The following is a 14,891-nucleotide window of genomic DNA, read 5'->3' as shown; positions in this document are numbered from 1 at the left end:
CATGGCGGCCCCGCGCGTGGCGATCGCCGGCGCGGGCCTCGCCGGGCTCACGCTGGCCCTGGCGCTCCTGCAGCGCGGTTTCGCGGTGCGGGTGGTCGAACAGGCGACGGCGCTCGGCGATGTCGGTGCCGGCCTGCAGCTGAGTCCCAACGCGACCCGCTGCCTGTACGCCCTCGGACTCGAGCCGGCCCTCGCGCAGGTGGCTTGCGTGCCCGCGGGCAAGCAGGTGCGCCTGTGGAGCTCCGGGCAGCGCTGGAAACTGTTCGACCTCGGCGAAGCGGCGGTGGCCGAATACGGCTTTCCATACCTGATGCTGCATCGCGCGGACCTGCACGAGGTGCTGGCGCAGGCGGTACGCGCACGCGATCCGGACTGCATCCGCCTCGGCGCGCGCTGCACCGGATTCGCGCAGGACGCCGGTGTCGTTCGCTTGCAGCTGGAAGACGGCAGCGCGCTGGAATGCGACGCGCTGGTCGCCGCCGACGGCGTGCATTCCGCCTTGCGCGCGGCGCTCGGCCATGCCGACCATCCCGCCTTCACCGGCTGCGTCGCCTGGCGCGGACTGCTGCCCATGGAGCGCCTGCCCGAACGGCTGCGCGAGCCGGCCGGCACCAACTGGATCGGGCCCGGCGCGCACGTCATCACCTATCCGGTGCGGCGCGGCGAGCTGCTCAATTTCGTCGGCATCGTCGAGGGCGCGGACTGGGTGCGCGAATCCTGGACCGAGCGCGGCACGCGCGAAGCCTGCGCGGCGGACTTCCGCGGCTGGCACGAGGACGTGCAATTGCTGATCGGCCTGCTCGACGCCCCGCTGAAGTGGGCGCTGATGGGACGCGAGCCGCTCGCGCGCTGGGGCGCGGGCCGCGTCACGCTGATGGGGGACGCCTGCCATCCCACCTTGCCCTTCCTCGCGCAGGGCGCCTGCATGGCGATCGAGGACGCGCTGGTGCTGGCCCGCTGCCTGGACGCGCGGCGCGACGCACCGGACGCCGCCCTGCGCCGCTACGAGGCCTTGCGCCTGGACCGCACCGCGCGCATCGTGCGCGGCGCCGGCGAGGCCGGCAAGCGCTTCCACAACCCGGCGCTCGCCGAGGCGGCGGGCGCGCAGGCCTACGTCGCCCGCGAGTGGAGCGAGCAGCGCGTGCGCGAACGCTACGGCTGGCTGTTCGCGTACGACGCGCTCGCCGTGCCGGTGGCCTGACGGCTCATTGATCGCGGATCACGCCCGCCGCGCGCAGGCGGGCGAGCACCGCGGCGACCGTGTCGTCGCAGCGCGCCCCCGCGAAGTCGTGCAGGTAGGCGGCCTCCGTCTCCGGATCGAAGTCCAGCTGCTCGCGCAGTTGCGCGCGGGCGCGCAGGTAGCGCGTCTTCACGACGTCGGCCGACACCTGCAGCGCCTGCGCGGTGTCTTCGACCGCCAGTCCCTGCACGGCGCGCAGGATGAACACCGCGCGGTAGATCGGCGGCAGCAGGTCGATGGCCTGTTCGATGCGGCGGCGCACCTGCTGCCGCGCGAGTTCCTGTTCGGGGGATGGCGGCGTCGGGGCCAGGTCGGATGGGTAGCGTGGCATCTCGTCCTCCTGCGCGGGATCGCCGTCCCACAACACCGTCCGCCCCAGCTTGCGGTGCTGGTCCAGCGCCTGGTGGATCGCGATGCGCGTCAGCCAGGTCGCGAGCGAGGCGTCGCCGCGGAACGAGGCCAGGCCCTGGAAGGCCCGCAGCCAGGTCTCCTGCACGACGTCCTGCGCTTCCGCGTTGTCGTGCAGGATGCCGCGCGCCGCGCGGTACAGCAGGCGGTTGTAGCGCCGCATCAGCTGCTCGAAGGCATGCGCCTGTCCCTGCCGCAGGCCGGCAAGCAGCAGGCGTTCTTCGTCTCCGGCGGGCACGCGTTCCATGCCGCGACGCTACAGCGATCTCAGGTATTGCGCCAGATCCAGGATGTCCTGCGCGCTCAGGCCCAGGCCCATGCGCGCGTTGTAGGTCGCCACGACCGCTTCCTGGTCGGCCGCCGATCCGTCGTGGAAGTAGGGCGCGTGCTGCCAGTTGCCGCGCAAGGGAGTGGTCCTGTACAACTTCGTCGCCGAGCGCGCGGCGTAGCTGGGCACTTCGGGCTCCGCCATCGAATCGGCCGGCGGATGCAGCCGCACGTTCGCATCGGTGAAGTTGCCGCCCGTGTGGCAGGTCGCGCAGCGCCCCGCACCCGCGAAAAGGTCCCGTCCGCGCGCGGCGGCCGCGGCGTCGAAGGAACCCGCCGGCGGCTCGGGCGCCCGCAGCGACAGCTGGTAGGCCTGCAGCGCGGGCAACTTGCTCGACACCAGGTCCTGCGTGCCGTTCGTGATCGAGATGTTCAGGCGCGGTTCGGTGAAGGTGCCCTGGCCGCCCATCTGCGTCACGGCCACGTAGCGGTTCCAGTACGCGATGTCCCTGCCGTCGCCGGTGAAGGTGATGCTGTGCACGCCGGCGAGTCCGAAGGCGGGCGGGATGACGGCGGGCTTGCTCAGGCCGTCGATGTTGAAGCGCGGGTCGTACCTGCCCTTGCCCCAGGAGTTGTAGACCGCCTTCTTCGCCGCGTCGAGCGCGGGCGACAGCGCGATGATCGCGCCCGGGTTCAGGTCGCCATTCGCCCAGCCGTCGAGCCGCCGGCCGATGCCCGGCGCCAGGCTGTTGTCGACCGTCGAATGGCACAGCGCGCAGGTGACGCCCACGCGGGTCAGGCGTTCGACGCCGGCGACCGTCTGCACCGTGCCGCGCACGCCGACCACGGCGTCGGCCTTGATCAGGGCCAGCGTGGTCGCGGTGCTGTCGAGGTTCGCCGTGCCATTGCGGATCGCGTCGGCCACGGCGGGCGGCAGTGCATCCGAATCCACCTTCAGCCCCACCGAGAGCGCCACGCGCGGTGTGACCGCCTGTTCGATCGGCTCGTTGATGCGCAGGGTGTCGGTCCAGAAGATCTCGTCGCCGAAGGTGTCGTTGCGGAAGATCTGCCGTCCCTGCGCCCGCAGCGCGGCATCGGCCGGCGGTCCGGCTGCGTCCCCACCGCCGCCCCCGCCCCCGCAGCTCACGAGCGTGGTTCCCATTCCAAGCAAGGACAGCGCCGCGAGCGCGGCAGTGGCACGGTGCTTCATCGACGTCTCCAGCAGGCACTCCAGGTGCCTTTTGACGTTAGACGCGGTGAAACCCGAAAAGGTGACGGCGATCTAGCCGTCCGCCCCGGCGACCTTGCCTGCGCCGAGCGCGCTCCAGATCCGCGGCGCTTCGGCCAGCAGCAGGCGCGCCAGCGCGGCCTTGGGGCCTTCGGACCACACGAGACCCATGCGGCGCACCGGCGCGGGCGGCGGCAGCGGGATGCGGGCCAGTTCCAGGCCTTCGGGCCAGGGCGGCGTCCAGTCGGGGACCAGCGAGACGCCCAGGCCCTGGTGGACGAAGGTCGCGATCGCGTTGAGCGCGTCGATCTCGATGCGCTCCTGCGGCTGGATCTGGTGCTCGCGCAGCCAGGTGTCGGCCATGCGGCCGCCCCACATGCTGCGGTCGTAGCGGATGAAGGGCTCGCTCGCGAGCAGCACCAGCGGGTCGCGCCCCGCCATCGCGGCCGGCGCGAGCACGCACAGCGGCTCCTCGACCAGCACCTGCCAGCCGAGCGACTTGGGCAGCGTGAACTGCGGCTCGACGATCACTGCCGCGTCGAGCATGCCGCCCGTCACGCGCTGGTACAGCATGCTGGAGTTGCCGGGCTCCATGTAGACCGCGAGCTTCGGGTGCTTTTCGTACAGGCCGCGCAGCAGCGGCGGCACCACGCCCGTGAGCGCGGAGGCCGAGACCCCGAGCCGCCATTCGCCGAGCGAAGCGTCGTCGTTGGCCAGGGCGTGCAGGTTGCGCACGTCGCGCAGGACGCCGCGGGAATGGTTGAGGATGCGCAGGCCGGCTTCGGTCGGCTTGACGGTGCGGCCGGCGCGTCGGACGAGAGCCGCGCCCATCGCCTCTTCCAGCGACTTCACGCGGGCGGCGACGGCGGCGGGCGTGATGTCCAGGCGGCGCGCGGCCTCGGCCATGGAGCCGCTTTCCACCACCATCACGAAGCTTTGCAGGAACTGCGTGTCCATGCGGAACAAAACTTCATTATCGATTGAAGATGGGAAAGCAGGATTTATCGCTTCCCGCCGCGGGGCCATGATCCCGCCCGTGTCACGCGCTGCGTGGCGAACCACGACCCAAGGAGACCAGCTTTGCAACGCACCCGCCGCCACGTCCTGAGCCTCGCCGCCACCCTGCTGGGTGCCGCCTGCCTGCCCGCGCAGGCCGCCGGCTTCCCGGACAAGCCGGTGAAGGTCGCCGTCGGATTCGCGGCCGGCGGTGGCGCCGACATCATCGCCCGCCTGGTGGGCACGCAGATGGGCGCGCAGACCGGCCAGTCCTTCGTGGTGGACAACAAGCCCGGCGCCACCGGCACCATCGCCGCCACCTTCGTCGCCAAGGCGCCGGCCGACGGCTACACGCTGTTCCTCGGCTCGCAGTCCACCATGCTGGTGGCGCCGGCCATCTACCCGAAGCTGCAGTTCGACCCCATCAAGGACTTCACGCCGGTCTCGATGCTGGTGTCCATGCCCATGATCCTGGCGGTGCACCCCAGCGTGCCGGCGAAGAACATGCAGGAGCTGATCGCGCTGGCGAGGAAGGGCGGGCTGTCGTACGCGTCCGCCGGCGCGGGCGGCCCGCAGCACGTGGCGGGCGAGCTGTTCAAGACGGGGCTGGGCCTCGACATCACGCACGTCCCCTACAAGGGCGAAGCGCCCGCGCTCACCGACGCCATCGGCGGCCAGGTGCCGGTGCTGTTCTCCAACGTGCCGGCGGTGTCGCAGTACATCCAGTCGGGCAAGCTGCGCGCCATCGCCGTCACGAGCCTCAAGCGCCATCCGGCTTTCCCCGATGTGCCCACCATCGCCGAATCGGCGAAGCTGGCCGACTTCGAGGTGCTGACCTGGTACGGCCTGTTCGCGCCGGCGGGTACGCCCGCCGACGTCGTGAAGAAGCTGGAGTCCGAAGCCATCGCCGCCCTGAAGTCCAAGGAGCTTTCCGGCAAGGTGACGGAGCAGGGCTTCACCATCGTGGGCAGCACCAGCGCGCAGTTCAGCGACCTGATGAAGGCGCAGGTGCCGCGCATGGCCAGGCTGATCCAGGCCGCCCACATCCGCGCCGACTGAAGACACACACCATGATCGAACTCTCCGCCAAGAAGGTCCACGGACCCATCATCCGCCTGCACCCCAACGACAACGTCGTCGTCGCGCGCACGGACGTGGGCATCGGCACCGCCGTGCCCAGCGAGGGCTTCACCAGCCGCAGCCAGGTGCCGGCCGGCCACAAGATCGCCGCGCGGACCATCCAGGCCGGAGAGGCGATCCTGAAATACAACGTCTGCATCGGCTTCGCCGCGGTGGACATCGCGGCGGGCACCTACGTGCACTCGCACAACGTGAGCTTCCGCGAGTTCGACCGCGACTACGCCTACGGCAAGGAATACGTGGCGACGCCCGTGCTGCCGGACCAGGAGCAGGCCACGTTCATGGGCTACGTGCGCCCGGACGGCCAGGTCGGCACGCGCAACTACATCGGCATTCTCTCCACCGTGAACTGCTCGGCGACCGTGGTGCACAAGGTGGCGGAGTGGTTCACCGAGGAGCGCCTGGCGGACTTCCCCAACATCGACGGCGTGGTCGGCCTGTCGCACGGCCTGGGCTGCGGCATGGAGATGAGCGGCGAGCCGATGGACCTGCTGCGGCGGACCATCGGCGGCTATGCGAAGCATCCCAACTTCGCCGCGGTGCTGATCATCGGCCTCGGTTGCGAGCGCAACCAGTTGTCCGGCCTGCTGGCGCAGGAGAAGCTGGAAGCGAATCCGCGGCTGCAGACCTTCGTGATGCAGGAGAGCGGCGGCACCCGCAAGACCATCGAGGCGGCCGTCGAAGCGGTGAAGAAGATGCTGCCGCGCGCCAACGACGCGGTGCGCACGCCGGTGTCGGCGAAGCACCTGAAGATCGGCCTGCAGTGCGGCGGCTCCGACGGCTTCTCGTCGATCACGGCGAACCCGGCGCTGGGCGCGGCGATGGACATCCTGGTGCGCCATGGCGGCACGGCGATCCTGTCGGAGACGCCGGAGATCTACGGCGTGGAGCACACGCTGACGCGCCGCGCGGTGAGCCGCGAAGTCGGCGAGAAGCTGATCGACCGCATCCGCTGGTGGAAGCAGGAGTATTCGCCGGGCCGCGACGTGCAGATCAACGGCGCGGTGAGCCCGGGCAACAACATGGGCGGCCTGGCGAACATCTTCGAGAAGTCGCTGGGCTCCTCGATGAAGGGCGGCACCACCGGACTGATGGAGGTGTACCGCTATGCCGAGCCGGTGAGGCAGCAAGGCTTCGTGTTCATGGACACGCCCGGCTTCGACCCGTGCTCGGCCACCGGCCAGATCGCGGGCGGCGCCAACATGATCCTGTTCACCACCGGCCGCGGCTCGATGTTCGGCGCCAAGCCGGTGCCCTCGATCAAGCTGGCGACCAACACGCCCATGTACAGCCGCCTGTCGGAAGACATGGACTACAACTGCGGCGAGATCCTGGACGGCACCAAGACGATGCCGGAAACCGCCGAGGACATCTTCCGGCTGACGCTGCGCATCGCCTCCGGCGAGAAGAGCAAGAGCGAACTGCTGGATCTGGGCGACCACGAATTCGTGCCGTGGAACATCGGCGTGGTGAGCTGACACGGCTGAGCCAGGGCGGGGCAGAATGGCGCAACCCATTCCAGAGGAGACTGCCTTGCCCGCCTTGCGCATCCCGCTTTCGCTGACCGTCGTCGCTGCCGCTCTCGCACTGGCCGCCTGCGCTACGCGGGTCGACGCACCTGCTTCGCAGGCCAGCGTCGATGCGCACGTCGCGCAGGCACGGCAGCTCGCCGGCGGCGACCTCCAGATGCTGATGCCGTTGTGCCAGCCGCAGCCGGCGACGCGTCCCGATCCCACCGTCACCAACAACCGACTCGCGCAGGCGATCGCGGCGCCGCCGCCCGAGCCGGGCCAGGTCTTCGACAACCTGTACTTCGTGGGTTCGGCCTGGGTGACCGCCTGGGTGCTGAAGACGTCCGACGGCCTGATCCTGATCGACGCGCTGAACAACGCGCTCGAAGCACGCGGCCTGATCGACGGCGGCATGGCGAGGCTGGGGCTCGACCCGCGGCAGATCAAGTACGTGATCGTGACGCACGGCCACGGCGACCATTACGGCGGCGCCAACTACATCCGCGAGCGCTACGGCGCGCGCGTGGTCGCGAGCGAGGACGACTGGCGGATGATGGAAACGGCGCTGGAGTTCAGTTCACCGCACTGGGGCGCGCCGCCGAAACGCGACATCTCGGTGAAGGACGGCGACCGCCTCACGCTGGGCGACACCACGATGACCTTCTACGTCACGCCGGGGCACACGGTCGGCACGCTGTCGCCGGTGTTCGACGTGAAGACCGGCGGCCGCAGCCACAAGGCGCTGCTGTGGGGCGGCACCTCCTTCAATTTCGGCAAGGACTTCGGGCGGCTGGAAAGCTATGCGGCCGCGACCGAACGCATGCGGCGGATGACCGCGCAGCTGCCGGTCGACGTGCTGCTGTCCAATCACGCCGGCTGGGACGGCACGCTGCAGAAGATGGCGGCGCTGCGGGCCTCGGGCGGCCGCGGACCGCATCCCTTCGTCACGGGGCCGCAGGTGGTCGATCGGGGTTTGCACCTGATGGGCGAATGCGCCCGCGCGCAGCGGGATCGCTTCCGCATGGCCGGCGCCTAGACCGCGAAATGCGCCACCGCCATGAAATGGCAGGCGCAAGCGGCGAGCACCAGCACGTGCCACAGCAGGTGGCCGAAGCGGATTCGGTCGTCGAAGTAGAAGACCACCGCGCCCACCGTATAGAGCAGGCCGCCGGCCACGATCAGGGCGACGCCCGCGGGCGGGATCTCCCGCGCCAGCGGGCCGAGCATGAACGCCGCCATCCAGCCCATGCCCACGTACAGCAGCGTGGACAGCAGGGGATGGCGGATGCGGTCGGTGAGCTTCGCGCCGACGCCCAGCAGGGCGACGCACCAGACGCCGGCCAGGGCCCAGGGACCGCCGTTGTCGGCCAGCACGCCCAGCAGGAAGGGCGTGTAGGTGCCGGCGATGAACAGGAAGATGGCCGCGTGGTCCAGCCTCTGCAGCATCCGCTTCCAGTTGTGGTCGCGCGCCGCGTGATAGACGCAGGACACCGTGAACAGCAGCACCATCGTCGCGCAGAAGACGACGGCGCCGGCCCCTTGCAGGACGCCCACGGCCATCGCCTTGGCGATCGCCCACGGGCTGCAGCCGGCCGCGAGCAGCGCGCCCGCGCCGTGGCTCGCCGCATTGGCCCATTCTTCCTGCCAGCATTGCACGCGCGGCGCCGCGGGCATCGCCGCCGCATCCGCGGCGACGGGAAGAGGGGTCAGGAAGTTCGGCCTGAGCATGGCGGGTTCCTCGCTGGAATGCCTGGATCCTGCCGCGGGCCCGGCGGCCGTCCTGTCGGCCTAAACCCACGGGCCGTGAGCGCCGGTACCGCCCGCGAGCGGCGGAGGAGAACCCGAAACCCAGCGCTGTTCGGCCGATCGCCGCGGCGGCCGCGCTCCTACCATCGTTGCACACCGATGGAGAAGGAGAACCGTATGAAGAAGATCGTTGGGATCGTGCTGGCCGCGACGGCCCTGGGTGCCGGCGCCGTGCCGGCCGGCAGCTACGACGTGCTGCAGGACGCCGACTGCCCGCTGGTGGGCAAGGCCGAACTCGCCGGGGCCGTGCAGCGCGCGGGCAAGGTGACGAACCTGAACCTGCCGAAGGACATGGTGCTGCGCACCGAGCTGCTGTGCACCGCGGACCAGTCGGTGCGCGGGCGTTTCTACTACACGGTGCGCGCGTCGATCGAGAAGCTGGTGAGCGACGGCGAGCAGCAGCGCTGGGCCACCGTGGCTCGGCACACGGGGTATGGCAGCACCGCCGGCAGCACCGCGCTGCTGCGTGAAGTGCAGTTCACGGTGCGCGACCTGGTGCGCCAGGAACCCTGAGGATCTTCAGGCGCGGGCCGCCTCCGGTGCGCCCGCGGCGGCCAGCGGGTCGCCCGCCAGCAGGATGGAAAGATGCGCCTGCTGGAGCGACCGCTCCTTGCTGCCCTGCATCAGGGTGCGGAACGCGGGAAGGTCGTCCAGCCGGAATGCGCACAGCACGAAGTTGCTGGTCGCGAGCTTGATCACTTCCGCGAGCGACATGCCGATCAGAAGGTCGGCCATGGCGGCGCTGATCCCCAGGCGCAGCATCGCTGCCGCCCTGTCCTCGCGCAGCATCTTCTGCGCCAGCAGCATGTAGCTGAGGTTCAGGTCCGCGATCTCCTTGTTCGCCACCAGCGCGTCCATCGCATTGCTCCGGGATTTGTTTCAAGAAGTATCACGGAGTGCGGCGGGCGATGGCGTCACCGTCCGGCCCTGCGGGGCTGCCGTTCGTCCCGTGAGCGCCGCGGATTGCGGCATATTTCGGCCCCTGCGACCCGCCCTCAGGCCGGACCGCCTTCGGGACGCTTCTTCTTGCCGGCGCGCGCCGGCGGCCGGCACAGCACGCAGACGTAGTCCGGACGGTTCTCGTAGGCGTGGCCGACGAAGCGCCCGGTGCAGCGGGTGCACTGCACGACGTGCAGCATGTCGTTCTCGAAGAACTTCACCAGCGTCGCGGCCCGCGTGAAATCCAGCACCTCCTGGTCGCCGTTGGCCTGGACCTGCTCGCGGTACATGCGAAAGGCGCGGATCAGGGCGTCGAGGCGGCCGTCCGCATGCGCGAGCATGTGGGTGTAGATGTTGTGGAACATCGACGCGTGGATGTTCGCCATCCACGTCATGTACCAGTCGACGGAGAAGGGCAGCAGGCCCTTGGGCGGCGACGTGCCCTTGATCTCCTTGTAGAGGCGCACCAGCCGCTCGCGGCTCAGGTTCACCTCGGCTTCCAGGAACTGCAGCCGCGCGCCCAGCTCGATGAGCGCCACCGCGAGCTGGACTTCACGGGCTTCCTGGAGGACGCTGATGCGCGACATGGGGCCCGGCTTACCGTGCGGACGACGGCTGCAGCTCGTCCATCCGTGCCCGCAGTTGCAGCAGCTGCGGGCGCGTCATGTTCTGCAATTCCTCCTGGCGGGCGCGCACGCGCAGTGCGAGCTCCAGGGCCAGGGCGCGTTCGCGGTCGCCGAGAGCTTCCGCATCCGCTTCCTGCAGGCCGCGGTACAGCGCCGCGCAATGGGCGTCCAGCTCGGGCAGCCGCTCCCAGCGGCCGGCCCGGGCCAGCTCCACCATCAGCGTGACGCGCGCGGCCAGTTCGCTCCAGGCCGCCAGGGCGTGAGAGGCGCTGGCCCCCATGTCACTTCTTGTAGACGCCCCCGCAGACCACCACGTCGTCCACGCGCTCGCAGTAGGCCGTCTTGGGCTCGATCTTCTTGCTGACCGGGTTGTTGAACTTGTAGTCCGTCCAGAACGTGCCCTTCGCCTTGGCGAATTCGACGCGCTCCTTGATGTACTCCTTGCCGTCCATGTCGGTCATGCTGATGAAGTTCTTGCCGACCATCTTCTCGTTGGTGCCGTGCGCGACGCAGACGCCGTCGAGGGTGTGAGCGGCCAGGTACAGGTCGCGGTCGTGGAAGTCCTTGTTGTTGCGGTCGTTGATGGCCGCGAAGGCCTTCTCCTTGCCGTTCGCCTTGAGGTAGGCGACGCCCTTCTTCACCATCGCGACCGCTTCCTTGTCGGTCGCGGGGGCGCCGTCGGCAGCGGGCACGGCGGTGGCGGTGAGCAGGGCGCCCATGGCGAGCGACAGCTGGATGGCGAGCAAACGGTTCATGTACTACTCCGGGAGTTGGTGGATCAAGCCTTATTGTCGAGGTAGGGGCCGATCCCGAACTGCGGAGGAATGGGCAGTTTCCCGCCCTGTTTCCCCTTTAGGCCAGGGCGCCGGCGTTCGGCATGACGAAGCCGACCCGGTCGAGCGTTGCCGCCAGCGTCTGCTGCTGTTCCGCGTCCAGGTCCACCAGCGGCGGGCGCACGTGCACCCAGTCCTTGCGGCCGGTCTTGAGCGCGATGGCGGCCTTCATGGCGGGGATCATCGGGAACTGCGCGAAGGCGGCGCGCTGTTCGTCGAGCTTCTTCTGCTGCGCGTCGGCGTCGGCCTGTTGCCAGGTCTTGTAAAGCTGCACGATCGCGCTCGGGTTCACGTTGCCGGTGGCGGTGATGCAGCCGGCGCCGCCGCCGCGCAGGTTGGCGAGAAGGAAGTTCTCGCTGCCCGCGAACACGTCGAAGCCCTGCGGCTGGAAGCGTTCCAGCATCGCGGAGGTGTTCTTCCAGTCGCCCGAGCTGTCCTTGATGCCGGCGATGGCCTTCGGGTAGGCCTTGAGCAGGCGCTCGATCAGCGTCAGCGGGATCGGCACGCCCGACACCTGGGGGATGTGGTACAGGTAGATGCGCAGGCGTTCGTCGGCCACGGCATCGATCACGGCGGCGTAGGCGCGGAACAGGCCTTCGTCGCTGACGCCCTTGTAATAGAAGGGCGGCAGCATCAGCACGCCGCCGCACCCGGCCTTCACCGCCTGCTTCGTCAGCTCGATCGCATCGGGCAGGGCGCAGGCGCCGGTGCCCGGCATCATGCGCGCGGCGGGCAGGCCCGCTTCCAGCAGCGCGTCGAGCAGGCCGCGCTTCTCGTTCACCGTCAGCGAGTTCGCCTCCGAGTTGGTGCCGAAGACCGCCAGGCCCACGTCCTGGTCCAGCAGCCACTTGCAGTGGCGGATGAAGCGGTCCGGATCCGGCGAGTAATCGGCGTTGAACGGCGTCAGGACGGGCGAGAAGATGCCTTTCAGGCGGGGCGTGGTGGGCATGGACGGACTCCGGGAAGATGCTGGCGCCGGGATTCTGGGGCGCAAACCGCAAGATATTTTGTGTTCAGAAGATAGCGCAAGCGTGTTTCCCTGGCCTGGCCGCGCGCGGACACTTCACGCTGGGAAAAAAACCGACCCTTGGAGACAAGCATGCCCCAGATCCTGCGCCGCGGCCTGTGCGCCGCCCTGTTCGCCGCCGCCGTGTTGCCCGCCGCCGCCCAATCGCACTATCCGGACCGTCCGGTCAAGCTGGTCGTGCCCTACCCGCCGGGCGGCGCCACCGACGTGATCGGCCGCATCGTGGCGCAGCGCCTGTCCACCGCGCTCGGCCAGCAGGTGGTGGTCGACAACCGCGGCGGCGCCGGCGGCAACATCGGCGCGGACCTCGTCGCCAAGGCGAAGCCGGACGGCTACACCCTGCTGATGGGCGCGATGACTTCGCACTCCACCATGGCGCGCCTGGAGCGCGGCAAGCTCGCCTACGACCTGCAGAAGGACCTGACCGCCGTGCAGGTGGTGGGTTACGTGCCGCTGGTGTTCGTGGTGCACCCCTCCGTGCCGGCCACCAGCTTCCAGCAACTGGTGAGCTTCGCCAAGGCCAACCCGAAGAAGCTGACCTATGCGTCCTCCGGCGCCGGCGCGCCGCAGCGCATGGCCGTCGAGATGTTCCGCGTGCAGTCGGGCGCCGACATGATCCATGTGCCCTACAAGGGCAGCGGCCCGGCCATGACCGACCTCGTCGGCGGGCAGGTGCTGATGGCCGCGGAAACCGTCCCGGCCGCCCTGCAGCAGATCAAGGCCGGCAAGCTGCGCGCGCTGGCCGTCACCACCCCGCAGCGCATCTCCATGCTGGCCGACGTGCCGACCGTGGAAGAGTCGGGCTGGAAGGGCTTCGAGGTGGTGTCGACCTTCGGCGTCATGGCGCCCGCCGGCACGCCCGCGGACGTCCTGGCGCGCCTCAACGCGGAAATCGGCAAAATCATGCAGGACCCCGCGGCGAAGGAGCAGTTCCTGCAGCAGGGCGTGTACACCCTGCCGCCGCAGACGCCGCCCGAAGCGGCCGGCCGCCTGCGCGCCGAGATGGCCAAATGGTCCAAGGTGATCGACGAGACCGGCGTGAAGGCCGACGACTGATCGCCGCATGACGAATGACTGACGACGAATGACCAAGCCTGAAGATCCCGCCGGCATGCGCAAGGGCCTCACCAACTACGGTGACGCCGGTTTCTCCCTGTTCCTGCGCAAGGCCTTCATCAAGGGGGCCGGCCTCACCGACCACGCCCTCGACCGCCCCGTGATCGGCATCACCGACACGGGCAGCGGCTACAACCCCTGCCACGGCAACATGCCGCAGCTGGTGGAGGCGGTGCAGCGCGGGATCATGCTGGCCGGCGGCCTGCCGGTGAAGTTCCCGACGATCTCCATCGGCGAGAGCTTCGCCGCGCCCACCAGCATGTACCTGCGCAACCTCATGTCCATGGACACCGAGGAGATGCTGCGGGCGCAGCCGATGGACGCGGTGGTGATGATCGGCGGCTGCGACAAGACGGTGCCGGCCCAGCTGATGGGCGCGGCCTCGGCCGGCCTGCCCGCGGTGCAGCTGATCACCGGCTCGATGCTGACCGGCTCGCATCGCGGCGAGACGGTCGGCGCCTGCACCGACTGCCGCCGCTACTGGGCGAAATTCCGCGCCGACGAGATCGACCAGCAGGAGATCGACGACGTCAACAATCAGCTGGTGCCCAGCATCGGCACCTGCTCGGTGATGGGCACCGCCAGCACCATGGCCTGCATCGCCGAGGCGCTGGGCATGACGGTGCCGGGCGGCGCGTCGCCGCCGGCGGTGACGTCGGCGCGCATGCGCGTGGCGGAGCAGACCGGTGCGGTCGCGGTGCAGATCGCGAAGAGCCGTCTCACCATCGACAAGATCCTCACGGAGAAGGCTTTCGAGAACGCGATGCGCGTGCTGCTCGCCATCGGCGGCTCGACCAACGCGATCGTGCACCTCACCGCCATCGCGGGCCGCTGCGGTTTCGACGTCGACCTGAAGGCGCTCGACCGCATGGGCCGCGAGACGCCGGTGCTGCTGGACCTGAAGCCTTCGGGCCAGCACTACATGGAGCACTTCGACGCCGCGGGCGGCATGGCCACGCTGCTGCGCGAGCTCAAGCCGCTGCTGCACCTCGACGCGCTGACGGTCACCGGCCGCACGCTGGGCGAAGAACTCGAGCGCGCGAGCCCGCCGTTCAAGCAGGACGTGGTCCGTTCGCGCGACAACCCGATCTACCGCGAAGGCGGCATCGCGGTGCTGCAGGGCAACCTGGCACCGGGCGGCGCGATCATCAAGCAGTCGGCGGCCGATCCGAAGCTGATGGAACACGAAGGCCGTGCCGTGGTGTTCGAAGGCCTGCAGGACCTGGCGACGCGCATCGACAGCGACGACCTCGACGTGAAGGCCGACGACATCCTGGTGCTGAAGAACATCGGCCCCAAGGGCGCGCCGGGCATGCCCGAGGCCGGCTACATCCCGCTGCCGCGCAAGCTCGCGCGCCAGGGCGTCAAGGACATGGTGCGCATCTCGGACGGCCGCATGAGCGGCACGGCGTTCGGCACCATCGTGCTGCACGTCACGCCCGAGTCCGCCATCGGCGGGCCGCTGGCGCACGTGAAGAACGGCGACCGCATCCGCCTGAGCGTGAAGAACCGCGAGATCAGCCTGCTGGTGTCCGGCGAGGAACTGGCGCGCCGCGCGCAGGCGCAGCCGGTGCAGGTGCCCACCGCCGCGCGCGGCTACCGCAAGCTGTTCCTCACCACGGTGACGCAGGCGGACCAGGGCGTGGACTTCGACTTCCTGGCGTCGCCGGAGAAGAAGGGAACCATCCCTCGCACGTAGCGGCGCTGGATGTTTCGTAGGGTGGGCAACTTCGTTGCCCACCATTTCGTGCGTG

16 protein-coding genes are annotated in these 14,891 nt (G+C 69.6%); 7 read left to right on the top strand and 9 right to left on the bottom strand.

Annotated elements, in window-relative coordinates; all coding sequences use genetic code 11:
* Position 1 precedes the first annotated feature (1 nt).
* Positions 2-1,201: an FAD-dependent monooxygenase gene (locus tag VF522_RS12155; RefSeq protein WP_330908530.1), complete on the top strand. Its 1,200-nt coding sequence runs from the start codon at positions 2-4 to the stop codon at positions 1,199-1,201.
* Between the two features lie 4 nt (positions 1,202-1,205).
* Here VF522_RS12155 and VF522_RS12150 read toward each other — a convergent pair whose 3' ends face one another.
* From VF522_RS12150 to VF522_RS12140, 3 genes are all read right to left on the bottom strand, one after another.
* The gene (locus VF522_RS12150; protein WP_330908529.1) at positions 1,206-1,895 is read right to left on the bottom strand and encodes an RNA polymerase sigma factor; all 690 of its coding nucleotides are present in this window, start codon (positions 1,893-1,895) and stop codon (positions 1,206-1,208) included.
* Positions 1,896-1,904: 9 nt separating this feature from the next.
* A complete protein-coding gene (locus tag VF522_RS12145; protein WP_330908528.1) occupies positions 1,905-3,125 on the bottom strand; it encodes a c-type cytochrome in 1,221 nt (406 codons plus the stop codon).
* Positions 3,126-3,197: 72 nt separating this feature from the next.
* A complete protein-coding gene (locus VF522_RS12140) occupies positions 3,198-4,100 on the bottom strand; it encodes a LysR substrate-binding domain-containing protein (RefSeq protein WP_330908527.1) in 903 nt (300 codons plus the stop codon).
* A 123-nt stretch (positions 4,101-4,223) separates the two neighbouring features.
* On the opposite strand from VF522_RS12140, the gene VF522_RS12135 reads away from it, so the two are divergent.
* From VF522_RS12135 to VF522_RS12125, 3 genes are read left to right on the top strand one after another with little or no spacing between them, the layout of a single operon-like run.
* A complete protein-coding gene (locus VF522_RS12135; protein WP_330908526.1) occupies positions 4,224-5,198 on the top strand; it encodes a tripartite tricarboxylate transporter substrate binding protein in 975 nt (324 codons plus the stop codon).
* A gap of 11 nt (positions 5,199-5,209) precedes the next feature.
* Entirely contained in the window at positions 5,210-6,757 is a 1,548-nt protein-coding gene (locus VF522_RS12130) for an altronate dehydratase family protein (protein ID WP_330908525.1), read from the top strand.
* A 55-nt stretch (positions 6,758-6,812) separates the two neighbouring features.
* Positions 6,813-7,826 carry an MBL fold metallo-hydrolase gene (locus tag VF522_RS12125; RefSeq protein ID WP_330908524.1) on the top strand — a complete coding sequence of 338 codons (1,014 nt, stop codon included), beginning with the start codon at positions 6,813-6,815 and terminating at the stop codon, positions 7,824-7,826.
* Here the strand turns inward: VF522_RS12125 and trhA are convergent.
* On the bottom strand, positions 7,823-8,518 hold the full coding sequence (gene trhA / locus VF522_RS12120) for a PAQR family membrane homeostasis protein TrhA (protein WP_330908523.1): 696 nt from the start codon (positions 8,516-8,518) through the stop codon (positions 7,823-7,825). The genes VF522_RS12125 and trhA overlap by 4 nt on opposite strands.
* Before the next feature lie 195 nt (positions 8,519-8,713).
* On the opposite strand from trhA, the gene VF522_RS12115 reads away from it, so the two are divergent.
* The gene (locus tag VF522_RS12115) at positions 8,714-9,109 is read left to right on the top strand and encodes a hypothetical protein (RefSeq protein ID WP_330908522.1); all 396 of its coding nucleotides are present in this window, start codon (positions 8,714-8,716) and stop codon (positions 9,107-9,109) included.
* 6 nt (positions 9,110-9,115) lie between these two features.
* Here the strand turns inward: VF522_RS12115 and flhD are convergent, their stop codons facing one another.
* The 5 genes from flhD to VF522_RS12090 all read right to left on the bottom strand — a co-directional run bounded on the left by flhD (position 9,116) and on the right by VF522_RS12090 (position 11,943).
* Positions 9,116-9,454 (bottom strand): flagellar transcriptional regulator FlhD, encoded by a 339-nt coding sequence (flhD, locus tag VF522_RS12110; protein WP_330908521.1) that lies wholly within the window; start codon positions 9,452-9,454, stop codon positions 9,116-9,118.
* Positions 9,455-9,591: 137 nt separating this feature from the next.
* Complete coding sequence (flhC, locus tag VF522_RS12105) at positions 9,592-10,122, bottom strand: flagellar transcriptional regulator FlhC (RefSeq protein WP_330908520.1); 531 nt, start codon at positions 10,120-10,122, stop codon at positions 9,592-9,594.
* Between the two features lie 10 nt (positions 10,123-10,132).
* The gene (fliT, locus tag VF522_RS12100; protein WP_330908519.1) at positions 10,133-10,441 is read right to left on the bottom strand and encodes a flagellar protein FliT; all 309 of its coding nucleotides are present in this window, start codon (positions 10,439-10,441) and stop codon (positions 10,133-10,135) included.
* Position 10,442: 1 nt separating this feature from the next.
* Positions 10,443-10,916 carry a cache domain-containing protein gene (locus tag VF522_RS12095; protein WP_330908518.1) on the bottom strand — a complete coding sequence of 158 codons (474 nt, stop codon included), beginning with the start codon at positions 10,914-10,916 and terminating at the stop codon, positions 10,443-10,445.
* 97 nt (positions 10,917-11,013) lie between these two features.
* Complete coding sequence (locus VF522_RS12090) at positions 11,014-11,943, bottom strand: dihydrodipicolinate synthase family protein (protein ID WP_330908517.1); 930 nt, start codon at positions 11,941-11,943, stop codon at positions 11,014-11,016.
* Positions 11,944-12,093: 150 nt separating this feature from the next.
* Between VF522_RS12090 and VF522_RS12085 the strand changes: the two genes are divergently transcribed.
* Positions 12,094-13,077 (top strand): tripartite tricarboxylate transporter substrate binding protein, encoded by a 984-nt coding sequence (locus VF522_RS12085; RefSeq protein WP_330908516.1) that lies wholly within the window; start codon positions 12,094-12,096, stop codon positions 13,075-13,077.
* 28 nt (positions 13,078-13,105) lie between these two features.
* Positions 13,106-14,836: an IlvD/Edd family dehydratase gene (locus tag VF522_RS12080; protein ID WP_330908515.1), complete on the top strand. Its 1,731-nt coding sequence runs from the start codon at positions 13,106-13,108 to the stop codon at positions 14,834-14,836.
* Positions 14,837-14,891: the final 55 nt, after the last annotated feature.

Source organism: Ramlibacter sp. (assembly GCF_036383835.1).
Taxonomy (GTDB): domain Bacteria; phylum Pseudomonadota; class Gammaproteobacteria; order Burkholderiales; family Burkholderiaceae_C; genus Ramlibacter.
Note: the sequence above shows the minus strand (reverse complement) of the source record. Positions and strands in the feature narration are given on the sequence as shown.

Coding starts and splice junctions, on each gene's coding strand:
- VF522_RS12155 (WP_330908530.1), top strand. CDS start 2: ATGGCGGCCCCGCGCGTGGCGATCGCCGGCGCGGGCCTCGCCGGGCTC.
- VF522_RS12150 (WP_330908529.1), bottom strand. CDS start 1,895: ATGGAACGCGTGCCCGCCGGAGACGAAGAACGCCTGCTGCTTGCCGGC.
- VF522_RS12145 (WP_330908528.1), bottom strand. CDS start 3,125: ATGAAGCACCGTGCCACTGCCGCGCTCGCGGCGCTGTCCTTGCTTGGA.
- VF522_RS12140 (WP_330908527.1), bottom strand. CDS start 4,100: ATGGACACGCAGTTCCTGCAAAGCTTCGTGATGGTGGTGGAAAGCGGC.
- VF522_RS12130 (WP_330908525.1), top strand. CDS start 5,210: ATGATCGAACTCTCCGCCAAGAAGGTCCACGGACCCATCATCCGCCTG.
- trhA (WP_330908523.1), bottom strand. CDS start 8,518: ATGCTCAGGCCGAACTTCCTGACCCCTCTTCCCGTCGCCGCGGATGCG.
- VF522_RS12115 (WP_330908522.1), top strand. CDS start 8,714: ATGAAGAAGATCGTTGGGATCGTGCTGGCCGCGACGGCCCTGGGTGCC.
- flhD (WP_330908521.1), bottom strand. CDS start 9,454: ATGGACGCGCTGGTGGCGAACAAGGAGATCGCGGACCTGAACCTCAGC.
- flhC (WP_330908520.1), bottom strand. CDS start 10,122: ATGTCGCGCATCAGCGTCCTCCAGGAAGCCCGTGAAGTCCAGCTCGCG.
- fliT (WP_330908519.1), bottom strand. CDS start 10,441: ATGGGGGCCAGCGCCTCTCACGCCCTGGCGGCCTGGAGCGAACTGGCC.
- VF522_RS12095 (WP_330908518.1), bottom strand. CDS start 10,916: ATGAACCGTTTGCTCGCCATCCAGCTGTCGCTCGCCATGGGCGCCCTG.
- VF522_RS12090 (WP_330908517.1), bottom strand. CDS start 11,943: ATGCCCACCACGCCCCGCCTGAAAGGCATCTTCTCGCCCGTCCTGACG.
- VF522_RS12085 (WP_330908516.1), top strand. CDS start 12,094: ATGCCCCAGATCCTGCGCCGCGGCCTGTGCGCCGCCCTGTTCGCCGCC.
- VF522_RS12080 (WP_330908515.1), top strand. CDS start 13,106: ATGACCAAGCCTGAAGATCCCGCCGGCATGCGCAAGGGCCTCACCAAC.